This is a genomic window from Yersinia sp. FDAARGOS_228, from assembly GCF_002073315.2.
GTDB lineage: Bacteria > Pseudomonadota > Gammaproteobacteria > Enterobacterales > Enterobacteriaceae > Yersinia > Yersinia intermedia.
In genome coordinates this window covers 2,154,682-2,166,046 of record NZ_CP020409.2, presented here as the reverse complement: position 1 = coordinate 2,166,046, position 11,365 = coordinate 2,154,682, and the positions used below count along the sequence as shown (strand labels likewise).

Sequence of the window (11,365 nt, the reverse complement as noted above, 5' to 3'; positions counted from 1 at the left end):
TGAGCTTACTGTGTTGTAAGTGATTCGGGTGATTGAACGCAGCCAACGCACATGCAGCTTGAAGTATGACGAGTATAAATACTTAGGAGAAGATCATGGGTTTGTTCGATAAACTGAAATCATTGGTTTCAGATGATAAAAAAGACAGCGGTACTATTGAAATCGTTGCACCATTGTCTGGTGAAATCGTCAACATTGAAGATGTTCCTGATGTTGTTTTTGCAGAGAAAATCGTTGGTGATGGTATTGCTATCAAGCCTTCAGGCAATAAAATGGTTGCTCCTGTTGACGGCACCATCGGTAAAATTTTCGAGACTAACCATGCTTTTTCTATCGAATCAGACAGCGGCATTGAGCTGTTCGTCCACTTCGGTATTGACACTGTTGAACTGAAAGGCGAAGGCTTTAAACGCATCGCTGAAGAAGGTCAACGCGTCAAGAAAGGTGATGTGGTTATTGAGTTCAATCTGGCCCTGCTGGAAGAGAAAGCCAAGTCTACATTGACGCCGGTTGTTATCTCCAACATGGACGAGATCAAAGAACTGATTAAGCTGTCCGGTAGTGTCATCGTTGGTGAAACACCGATTATTCGTATCAAGAAGTAATCTTCTACGAATAAAATAAACGGCGCCTAAGGGTGCCGTTTTTGTTTTCTGCTATAACCTTATCGCTATTGCCGTGACTAAAAAACTACGCCACAGCAAGCCAACGTGGAACCCGCAGTGTAATCACCAACCCCCCCTGCTCACCATTGCGAGCTTCAACCTGCCCGCCATGAGCCTGAATCACTTTACGCGTAATGGCTAATCCCAAACCATAACCTTTACCAGACATTGCAGACTTCACGCGCACAAACGGGTCGAAAATACTGGATAACAGACTCTCCTCAACCCCTGGCCCTTGGTCAGCAACCTGAATCTGATAACTCTTATCCACCAGTGAAAGTGCGACGTTGACCTGTTGCCCATGAACGGAGAAGCGCAGCGCGTTACGGACAATGTTATCAATAGCCCGCCGCATCAACTCAGCATTACCCCTAACGGTATACTCAATTAGCGGTGACACCTGTAGCAGGATTTCAACCCCCGGAACTTGCGCCTCAAAGCGGGCATCGTTTACCACCACGTTGACCAGTTCGTGTAAATCGAAATACTCATCATCATCAGCCAGATGGTGGCTTTCAGCCCGTGATAGCGCCAACAGCTCGCCAATCATCTTATCCAGCCGCTCCGACTCATGTTCAATGCGCTGTAATGAGCTTTCAACATTGCCCGGATTCTGATGCGCTAACCCAATCGCCAGTTGCAAACGCGCCAGCGGGGAGCGCAATTCATGGGAAACATCATGCAGTAATTGCTCCCGCGCACTGACCAGCGCTTCAAGGCGCTCGGCCATTGAGTCAAAGTCGCGCGCAACTTCGGTCAACTCATCATGACGCCGCCGCATTACCGGCAGCAATCGTACCGACAAATCCCCCTGTGCCACCCGTTCAAAGCCGGCACGTAGCTGGCGCATTGGCCGCGTTAGGTTCCAGGCTAATAACGCGCTGAAGAACAACCCGCCTAATACTCCCATCCAAATCATAGGAATAGGTATATTCAGTATTTCATGGCGGTTTTCATCCGGCCCACCCCGCTGATTAACGGGACGTAAACCATCAATGTCGTAGCTAACGCGGTAGTTTTGCCCATCCGGGTCTTGGGCCCAAGTGGTCACCTCACGACGGTAAAATTCAGGTTCACTGCCTTGGGAAGCGGCCTTTGTGGTGGGCACTTCTTCGGCCAGCGGTGGCAGCGCCGCCACCGGTAATACAGAAAAATGAGTTTTGTCTGCCGCTGACCAGTTCGCTGTCATGGTATTCAGCGCAGGCAAACCACCGGATTGTAATACCGATGCCGCCGAAGCAACCTGCAATTTAGCAATTTGCCGCACCATTTCACGCTCAGGGGGTTCATGGCGATTGCCGTAAAAAGAAAACACCACCCACAACATCTGAGTCATTAAAATAAAGGTAAACCAAAACCCTAGCAGGATTTTCCAGAACAGCCGTCCGCGCATAAGTAATGTCACTCCACCCAAGGCTATTATCTGATGCGGTAGCCAATACTACGTACCGTTTCAATATTCAGCTTATTCCCCGCCAAGGCTGCAAGTTTTTGACGAATATTACTGATATGCACATCAACACTGCGGTCATAGGCTTCCCGTGGTCGGCCTAATCCTTTATCGGATAATTCATCTTTGGTGACCACGCGATCGGGTGAACGCAACAGCAGTTCTAACAAGTTAAATTCTGATGCAGTCAGATCAAACGCTTTACCCTGCCATTCGCTGCTGCGTGTTGACGGGTTGAGCGTGAGGTCGCCATGGCTGATGATACTGTCATCGGCTGACGATACATCAGGATGTTCATCAAAACGGCGCAATACCGCACGCAAGCGGGCTACCAGCTCGCGGGGGTAACAGGGTTTAGGCATGTAGTCATCCGCCCCCATTTCCAGACCGATAACCCGGTCAATATTATCCCCTTTGGCGGTTAACATAATGATCGGTAAGCGACTTTTTTTACGCACTTGCCGCAAGACATCAATGCCACTCATATCAGGCAACATAATATCGAGAATTAAGGCGGTATAGTCTCCTGATAAGGCTGCGGCAATACCTGCTTTGCCGGTTAATACCAATTCGGCATTAAACCCCTCGCCGCCCAAGTATTCCCTCAGCATCGTGCCCAATTCCACATCATCATCGACTAACAAAATCTTCATTTTTAACTCTCCTGCCTGATTTCGGCTATTTTCATGCCTATTTGACTCGCGTGCAGCCGGTTTTACTCAATCCTTACATATTCTTGAATCTCACTTAACTCACACTCAGCGGTGTTGGCGGTAAATTACCCCCCTGCATTTGGTTTCACTATTTTCTTCATTGTGGTTCAAGGATCTTTGATTGATTATGCAACAGGTTACAAGGTCGAAACGACGCATTATCGGGCTGGCCGTACTGCTGCTGATAGCGGGCGGCGTACTACTATTTAGATTGATTTCACCGGCGGATAAACCCGCTTACATTGCCGCCGCCGCAGAAACTCGCACTCTGGAACAAACTGTCCTGGCTGATGGCACCATCAAAGCACAAAAGCAAGTCACTGTTGGTGCTCAGGTTTCAGGGCAAATCAAAGCGCTCCATGTCACTCTGGGACAACAGGTTGAGAAAGGCCAATTAGTGGCTGAAATTGATGACCTAACTCAGCAGAATGCCCTGAAAGATGCCGAGGAAGCGCTGAAAAATGTGCTTGCCCAACGTGCGGCAAAAGTGGCAACGCAGAAAAACAATCAATTAACCTACCAACGGCAGCAGCAAATTCTGGCCAAAGGTCTCGGCGTGCGCGCTGATTTTGATAGTGCCAAAGCCACATTAGAAAGTACTCAGGCGGAAATTACTGCGCTTGATGCCCAGATTGCACAAGCAGAAATTGCCGTCAATACCGCCAAACTCAATCTTGGATACACCAAAATCAGTTCCCCCATCACCGGCACCGTGGTGGCTATCCCAGTTGAAGAAGGGCAAACCGTCAACGCAGTACAAAGTGCACCGACGATTATCAAAGTCGCTCAACTCGATACGATGACGATAGAAGCACAAATTTCTGAAGCTGATGTGGTGAAAGTCAAAGCGGGTATGCCCGTTTACTTCACCATTTTAGGTGAGCCGGAACAACGATTCAGTGCCACGCTGCGGGCAATAGAACCGGCCCCTGATTCGATCAACGATGAAACCACCACCACCACCACCTCATCATCATCCAGTTCCAGCACCAGCAGCACTGCCATTTATTATAACGGCCTGTTTGATGTTGCTAACCCGAACGGCGCTTTACGTATTTCAATGACCGCGCAGGTCTACATTGTGCTCAACAAAGCCGAGAACGCCGTCGTTATCCCAGCGACCGCATTAGAAAATGTGAAAGGAAAGTATCAGGTTCAAGTGGTAAGCGACAACGGCAGCATCCGCTGGCGTGAAGTAGCTGTTGGATTAAATAATAATGTTGATGCGCAGATCCTCTCTGGCTTGCAAGCCAGAGAACAGGTGATCGTCAGCCAAGGCAGCACTACCACCACCAACAATAAGGCCCAACGCATGGGGCCGCAGATGGGGATGTAACTGATGCCAGACCTCAACCACAGTAAGATCTTACTTCAGCTTGATAATGTCAGCCGTGAATTTATAAATGGCGAACAGACGGTTCAGGTACTGAAAAATATCAATCTAACCATTTGCAGCGGCGAAATGGTGGCGATTGTTGGGGCATCAGGCTCCGGCAAATCAACGCTGATGAATATCCTCGGTTGTTTGGATAAACCCAGCTCAGGGGAATATCTGGTCGCTGGACGCATCCCGCGACATTTGGACAGCGATGCGCTCGCCGAACTGCGCCGTGAACATTTTGGCTTTATCTTTCAACGCTACCATCTGCTAAATGATTTAAGTGCGCAGGCAAATGTGGAAATTCCGGCGATTTACGCCGGTATCAATCGAGAAGAGCGCAAGCAACGCGCCGCCAGCCTGTTGTCTCGCCTTGGTCTGGCCGAGCGGCTGGATTATCGTCCCAGTCAGCTTTCCGGTGGGCAACAGCAACGGGTCAGTATTGCCAGGGCGCTAATGAACGGCGGTGAAGTCATTCTGGCCGACGAACCCACCGGGGCACTTGATACTCACAGTGGCAATGACGTCTTAAATATCCTGAAAGACTTACATCAACAGGGCCACACGGTGGTGATTGTCACCCACGATATGTCGATTGCAGAACATGCACAGCGAATTGTCGAATTGAGAGATGGTGAAGTCATTACTGACCGGCAAATGCAATCAGCGGAATCGGTAAGTACAGCAACGGTTGAACAAGAATCAAGCATTACCAGCAAACCACCACTCACCGCATGGAAAGCGCAGCGTGACCGCCTACAAGAGGCGTTTAAAATGGCGATACTGGCGATGGCGGCACAACGTTTGCGCACCGTACTGACCATGCTGGGGATTATTATTGGTATTGCCTCAGTGGTATCGGTGGTTGCATTAGGCAAAGGCTCGCAGCAACAGGTTTTGGCGAATATCAACGCGATGGGAACCAGTACGCTTGAGATTTTCCCCGGCAAGGACTTTGGTGATATGCGCTCAGCGGCGATCCATACCCTACGAGCGACCGATGCCGATGCACTGGCACAGCAGGGTTATATTCACAGCGTGACCCCGGCGGTTTCTACCAGTACCACGCTGCGTTATGGCAATAAATCGGTCAGTGGCACCGTCAATGGGGTCGGTGAGCAATATTTTTTGGTGCGCGGCTACAGTATTAACCAAGGGATGGCCTTTAACCGCACCAGTGTCGATGGCCTGATGCAAGAAGCCGTCATTGATGAAAACACCCGCGATAAGCTGTTTGCCCAAGGTGAAAATCCCATTGGCAAAGTTATCTTGCTCGGATCCTTGCCCTGCCGCGTGATTGGTATAGCCGCCAAGAAGCAAAGTGGCTTTGGTAGTGACGAGAACCTCAACGTGTGGATCCCTTATACTACCGCGATGAAGCGCATGCTCGGGCAATCTTATCTAAAGAGTATTACCGTGCGGGTAAATGATGATATTGATCTGGCGAATGCTGAGCAAGGTGTAACAAAACTGCTCACTCAACGTCACGGGACACTGGATTTCTTCGTGATGAATACCGACAGTATCCGTCAAACCATTGAGAAGACCACCTCAACCATGACTTTGCTGGTATCAATGATTGCAGTTATTTCATTGGTGGTAGGTGGTATTGGGGTGATGAATATCATGTTGGTATCAGTCACCGAGCGCACCAAAGAAATTGGTGTGCGGATGGCGGTTGGCGCACGGGCCAGCGATATTATGCAGCAGTTTTTGATTGAGGCGGTGCTAGTGTGCCTGCTAGGTGGTTGCCTGGGGGTAATATTATCGCTAGCAATCGGCCTGATATTCAGTCAGTTCAGCAGTAACTTTTCAATGGTTTATTCAACCACCTCTATCATGATGGCGTTTATTTGTTCTAGTTTGATTGGGGTGATTTTTGGTTTTTTCCCCGCCAAACGGGCCGCCGAAATGGACCCCATCAGGGCTTTAGAGCGGGAGTGAATAATTCGGGGGGCTTAAGCATAGGATTATCATCATCTATATTCGCTATGCCCCCCTTAAATAGACTAACAAAAATACAATCTCGATATTATTAATCAAAAAATATAAAATAATAAAATAAACAACCATACATTTATTAGAATATAATAAATCACACCCCAACAGACAGACCATATAATACCAATGAGTGCCACCGGTTATTTATAAGACTTTTCTTGCTTTCATGAGAATGGTCTTATAAATAACAAATAACATTCTTAAAATTAAGCCAATAACCTGAAGAACCTTTACACATCTAATTACCTGCGGTAATGTGTGGATATACATGTTTAAAATCCAGACAGCACATGGCAAGTATTATCTATTTTTTATAATACACTTATAAATACTTCTATCCTTTTGGCGTAGTTATTTTCGCCATATTGGTATTCCATACTCTATTTTTGTTTTTCAGCATACTGGGCGCTGTAAACCAGAGGCGGTAGCGTGGACAAACCAAATTAACTTTTTGGACAACAACAGATGGCTCGTAGTGGTTTCGAAGTACAAAAAGCTGCCGTTAATGCTTTGTTTCTGAGGGAAATTAAAACCAGATTTGGCAAGTATCGGCTGGGTTATCTTTGGGCGGCGCTAGAACCTATGGCTCACATGCTCATTTTGCTAGGCATTTTCGGCTACATTATGCAGCGCACCATGCCAGACATCTCCTTCCCGGTTTTTCTGATTAATGGGATTGTCCCCTACTTCGTCTTCATCAATATCAGTAACCGTTCAATTGGTGCCATAGAAGCCAACCAAGGCTTATTTAACTATCGCCCGGTAAGGCCGATAGACACCATCATTGCCCGCGCTATTTTAGAGTCACTGATTTATGCGGTAGTTTACGTTTTACTGATGGCGATCGTCGGCTTGCTTGGCGAAGAGTTTGAAGTCGTTAACCTTATTTCACTGGTTCTGGTTTGGTTAATGCTAATCATTTTCTCCTGTGGCATCGGCCTGAGTTTTATGGTGATAGGAAAGACCTTCCCCGAAACCGAGAAATTTCTACCCATTCTGTTAAAGCCGCTCTACTTTATTTCCTGCATTATGTTTCCGCTCCATTCAATCCCAAAGGATTACTGGCCGTACTTATTGTGGAATCCGTTAGTCCATGTCGTTGAGCTATGCCGTGAAGCCGTCGTTCCGGGTTATATCAGCGAAGGTGCCAACTTATACTATTTAGCCTTCTGCGCGTTAGTCAGTTTGTTTGTCGGGCTAGTGCTGTACCGTAACGGTGAAGAGGCGATGCTAACCTCATGATCAGAATTGAAAATCTAACCAAATCTTACCGTACCCCGGCTGGCCGCCATTACGTTTTTAAAAATCTGCATGTCGAGTTCCCTGCCAATAAAAGTGTGGCCCTGATTGGACGCAATGGGTCCGGTAAATCCACGCTATTACGGGTTATCGGTGGTATCGATCGGCCTGATAGCGGCAAAGTTATTACCGATAAAACGATCTCCTGGCCAGTAGGGTTGGCGGGTGGATTCCAAGGGAGTTTGACCGGGCGTGAAAACGTTAAGTTTGTCGCCCGTCTGTATGCAACAGACCGTGAATTACGAGAGAAAGTAGCCTTTGTTGAGGAGTTCGCCGAGCTTGGCAAATACTTTGATATGCCAATCAAAACCTACTCTTCCGGCATGAAATCCCGCCTGGGTTTTGGCCTGAGCATGGCATTTAAGTTTGATTACTATCTGGTGGACGAGGTCACCGCCGTAGGTGATGCACGCTTTAAGCAAAAATGTGCGCAGTTATTCAAATCCCGCCACCAGGAATCCAGCTTTCTTATGGTTTCCCACAGCCTTGGTTCACTAAAAGAGTTCTGCGATGCTGCACTATTTATTGGCCGAGATAATCAAGTGAAATATTTCGAATCAGTGGATGAAGCGATTGCGGTTTATAAAGTTGATGAAGGGATATAGTTTTTATTTAATTTAATTAAAAATTTTAAATAGAATTAAAAATAAAATAATTGATATAACAACAATCATTTGGAAAAATAAAAACGACATAAAATATCACAAGTAGTTATTTATATAGTTAAAAATAGGTATTTTTTAACTCTGTTGGACATGTAACGGAAACATACAAAAAAACAAAAACTCTCAATTAATTAAATTAGTCTACAGATTAAATTCACATTAAGGAATGGTTCATGAAGTATCTAGTTATTAACCCTTATCATAATGCAAGTCATGGAATTGCCAATTACATTAAAAATCTAAAAAATGTAGTTAATGATATTGATTTAGTCAGCTTTGACAATAAAAAAAATCTCTCTCCAATTGAATTCAGGGAAGAAGTCTTAAGATATATAACAACTAAATTTGGGTTTGATGATGTTATCATAGAAGCGCCAGAGGCAAGAGCATCAACGTTACTCCTCCCATCAAAATATAATGTTCACATCCGTTTACATTGTCCTTTGGCTGTTGCCCAAAAATACGATGGGCACACTCCTAATCAACAAGAATACTCAAATGAACTTAGGGTAATATATAAAGCAAAATTAGTTTCATCTCCTTCTTATGCTTTAATAAAAGAAATAGAAAATGAATTAAAAAACACACAAGTCACATATTATAAAAACCCAATAGATATTGAGGAACCAGAGTTAAAACCTGAAAAAATATATGACTTAGTGTTTATGGGTAGATTTCAAGAGTTAAAAGGCACAGCTCATATAAATAGAATACTAGAATATTTACCAGATAGCTTCAATGTTCTATTATTTGGTGCAAAGTCTGAAACACTTAAAATATCACCTAAAGTAAAATGTAAAGTTCATAAAAAAGGACAAATATTAGGTAACGCGAGATTTGATTTAATCAGAAAATCTAAGTGCCTGATGCTACCAAGTAATTTTGAAAATTGTAGTATGGTGATACTAGAAGCATTAGCATGCCATGTTCCGGTTGTAACTTGGGATGTTGGTGGCAATAAAGAAATATCCCCCCCTACTGTTTTACAATGTGCAAAATTTGGTGATTATAGAGACTTCGCTATAAAAATAATAAATTTTGTCGAGAACCAACCAGAAAAAAATCATTTCGAGACAAGCATTAATAATATTAATAAAGACTTTAATAATGGAATTTCATCTCTAATTAAAGAAATAACAAAAAAAGAAATAGCACCTTATTTTGGCATGAACAATGCAAAACATCATGTATATGAACCTGTTAGGAGTGAAATATCACACCAGGAGATAAATAAATTAAGAGTATTTGGAGTCGCATACTCGAATGAACATATTGAAGAGCTTTGGGGGCCCGTAATTTCTTATTTAGGTTATGAGTATAGGTATGTATCCAGACAGCCATTGGGTCATCATACCGTTTTTAAACATGATCCTTTTGAAATAGAAAAAAAATATTTTTGTCATTTCGATTGGGTTAAAAATACGTCTCGATTAATAACTCAAATAAAAAATTACAGGCCAAATTTCATATTATTTCATAATGGTTCCCATCCTATTTACACTCATGTATTAAGAGCATTAAAAGAACTTAAAATCCCAATAGTATATTCAGAATTAGGATGGTTCCCCCAAAAAGATCATGTTTACTTCGATAAATGGGGTGTAAATGGCTTATCTTATTTAGCTAGTCAAACATCTGAACAGCTATGCGGTAAGACATTTGATAATTGCAATGCTGAGGTGAAAATTTCTGGCGACTATGCGCTTTTAGTTACACAGTTAGAGAATGATACTAACTTGATCGTCAACTCTCCAAGATTCAAAAACAATGAAACCTTCATTAAACATATCATTGATCAAATATCTGATAGAACATTATTAATAGTAAAACCTCACCCGTTGGATAAAAATACTGATCGCTATGATAAATTTGCAAGCGATAGAGTAAAAATAGAGAAGAGTTTAGATACTAATACCCTAATACAAAATGCGCACTCAGTTATTGGTATAAATTCAACAGTATTACTTCAATCTCTAGAATTTGACGTTAATATTTATACTTACGGTCACTCAATACTAGACAACAAAGGAGTATCAATTGACTGTATATCTGATGAAATAAGTTTGATATGGCAAGATACACTAAAAGGTTCGAGAAAAGTTAGAAACGCCATAATTAATAGCTTAAAGAGTAGACAGATAAATCTTTTGGCGATAAGAGAAAAAGTAAGACCAAATGACATTTCGTTAATTCCATTAATTGAAAATAACATTTCCGACTTCAGTCATATAATTAATTCAAAACTAGAAAAAATCCCCAAACAGATAGCTCATCCTATTGAAAATAACACATATTCAAAAAGTCCTGTCATATATAAAAAATTTAGAAAATTAAGAAAACTGGTAAGAGAACCTAAGTCATTCATCCACGATATGTGGAAAAACCTCTTTCATACAAAAAACAAGGTAATTCATAAACAATGAAATTAATTTGTTCATTTGGAAGCTGCTTATCGGCAAGTGTCGCTGAACAATTATCTAAAATGTTTGATAATTGGTTAAGAATAAGCAGTGTCCAACATAATAGAATTGACCAATTTGATCAAATTTACATAAAGGAAATTTACCCTAGACTTACTAAAAACAATATTGGTTTAACACTTTTGGATGAATTTAATTACGTCAATACTATAGACAACCAATTGGCTGATATCGGATTAGGGCGAGCTCTACCTAAAAAAGAAGATAAAGTACCTCTTAATAATATTCTTAGTTGTATAGAATCTGGCAAAGTTGATATTTTCATATTTGATAACTTTGCTGAATTGTTTTTCAAACTATATGAGCACATTGAGCTTAAAACACCAATGTTTATTAATGAGAAGTATTTAACCGAAAAGGCTGATAAGTTTACATTTAATAATAGTTTTATTTCTGTGGAGAGTTATGTTCTAAGCTATAGCAGTGTATTTGAGTATATAACTTCAAAAAATCCAGGATGTAAGATTATTTTCCTTCCATTCCCAATATCATTAAAGAATGACAAAAATCTTAAATCAAGGAGTGATTTATATTTAGAGGCAATAAATGGATTAACCTCTACGTTCGAAAATATATATATATACTCAGAGATTGAAATATCAACACTCGATCTACTTAGAGAGAATGATATATATCACTTTAATGATAGGGCTTATAATTTTCTTGCAAAAAATATTATCAAACATTGTCTTACCTAAGAAATAATAAAAATCA

General features: G+C 42.4%; 9 protein-coding genes. 7 read left to right on the top strand and 2 right to left on the bottom strand.

Going from position 1 to position 11,365, the window contains the following annotated elements; all coding sequences use genetic code 11:
- Positions 1–95 precede the first annotated feature (95 nt).
- Positions 96–605: a PTS glucose transporter subunit IIA gene (crr, locus tag A6J67_RS09945; RefSeq protein WP_005183761.1), complete on the top strand. Its 510-nt coding sequence runs from the start codon at positions 96–98 to the stop codon at positions 603–605.
- Between the two features lie 85 nt (positions 606–690).
- Here crr and A6J67_RS09940 read toward each other — a convergent pair whose 3' ends face one another.
- Both A6J67_RS09940 and A6J67_RS09935 read right to left on the bottom strand, forming a co-directional pair.
- The gene (locus A6J67_RS09940; protein ID WP_005183764.1) at positions 691–2,058 is read right to left on the bottom strand and encodes an ATP-binding protein; all 1,368 of its coding nucleotides are present in this window, start codon (positions 2,056–2,058) and stop codon (positions 691–693) included.
- A gap of 26 nt (positions 2,059–2,084) precedes the next feature.
- Complete coding sequence (locus A6J67_RS09935; protein ID WP_005183766.1) at positions 2,085–2,768, bottom strand: response regulator transcription factor; 684 nt, start codon at positions 2,766–2,768, stop codon at positions 2,085–2,087.
- Between the two features lie 187 nt (positions 2,769–2,955).
- Between A6J67_RS09935 and A6J67_RS09930 the strand changes: the two genes are divergently transcribed.
- The 6 genes from A6J67_RS09930 to A6J67_RS09905 all read left to right on the top strand — a co-directional run bounded on the left by A6J67_RS09930 (position 2,956) and on the right by A6J67_RS09905 (position 11,349).
- A complete protein-coding gene (locus A6J67_RS09930) occupies positions 2,956–4,164 on the top strand; it encodes an efflux RND transporter periplasmic adaptor subunit (RefSeq protein WP_080608154.1) in 1,209 nt (402 codons plus the stop codon).
- 3 nt (positions 4,165–4,167) lie between these two features.
- Complete coding sequence (locus A6J67_RS09925; RefSeq protein ID WP_005183773.1) at positions 4,168–6,150, top strand: MacB family efflux pump subunit; 1,983 nt, start codon at positions 4,168–4,170, stop codon at positions 6,148–6,150.
- Between the two features lie 522 nt (positions 6,151–6,672).
- Positions 6,673–7,449: an ABC transporter permease gene (locus A6J67_RS09920; protein ID WP_050073551.1), complete on the top strand. Its 777-nt coding sequence runs from the start codon at positions 6,673–6,675 to the stop codon at positions 7,447–7,449.
- Positions 7,446–8,111 (top strand): ABC transporter ATP-binding protein, encoded by a 666-nt coding sequence (locus A6J67_RS09915; RefSeq protein WP_050088797.1) that lies wholly within the window; start codon positions 7,446–7,448, stop codon positions 8,109–8,111. Before A6J67_RS09920 ends, A6J67_RS09915 begins: the two co-directional genes overlap by 4 nt.
- A gap of 233 nt (positions 8,112–8,344) precedes the next feature.
- The gene (locus A6J67_RS09910; protein ID WP_050296757.1) at positions 8,345–10,594 is read left to right on the top strand and encodes a glycosyltransferase; all 2,250 of its coding nucleotides are present in this window, start codon (positions 8,345–8,347) and stop codon (positions 10,592–10,594) included.
- Complete coding sequence (locus A6J67_RS09905; protein ID WP_080608153.1) at positions 10,591–11,349, top strand: SGNH/GDSL hydrolase family protein; 759 nt, start codon at positions 10,591–10,593, stop codon at positions 11,347–11,349. Before A6J67_RS09910 ends, A6J67_RS09905 begins: the two co-directional genes overlap by 4 nt.
- Positions 11,350–11,365: the final 16 nt, after the last annotated feature.

Bases quoted from the DNA above. Each gene is read 5' to 3' on its own strand.
- crr (WP_005183761.1), top strand. From the start codon at position 96: ATGGGTTTGTTCGATAAACTGAAATCATTGGTTTCAGATGATAAAAAA.
- A6J67_RS09940 (WP_005183764.1), bottom strand. From the start codon at position 2,058: ATGCGCGGACGGCTGTTCTGGAAAATCCTGCTAGGGTTTTGGTTTACC.
- A6J67_RS09935 (WP_005183766.1), bottom strand. From the start codon at position 2,768: ATGAAGATTTTGTTAGTCGATGATGATGTGGAATTGGGCACGATGCTG.
- A6J67_RS09930 (WP_080608154.1), top strand. From the start codon at position 2,956: ATGCAACAGGTTACAAGGTCGAAACGACGCATTATCGGGCTGGCCGTA.
- A6J67_RS09925 (WP_005183773.1), top strand. From the start codon at position 4,168: ATGCCAGACCTCAACCACAGTAAGATCTTACTTCAGCTTGATAATGTC.
- A6J67_RS09920 (WP_050073551.1), top strand. From the start codon at position 6,673: ATGGCTCGTAGTGGTTTCGAAGTACAAAAAGCTGCCGTTAATGCTTTG.
- A6J67_RS09915 (WP_050088797.1), top strand. From the start codon at position 7,446: ATGATCAGAATTGAAAATCTAACCAAATCTTACCGTACCCCGGCTGGC.
- A6J67_RS09910 (WP_050296757.1), top strand. From the start codon at position 8,345: ATGAAGTATCTAGTTATTAACCCTTATCATAATGCAAGTCATGGAATT.
- A6J67_RS09905 (WP_080608153.1), top strand. From the start codon at position 10,591: ATGAAATTAATTTGTTCATTTGGAAGCTGCTTATCGGCAAGTGTCGCT.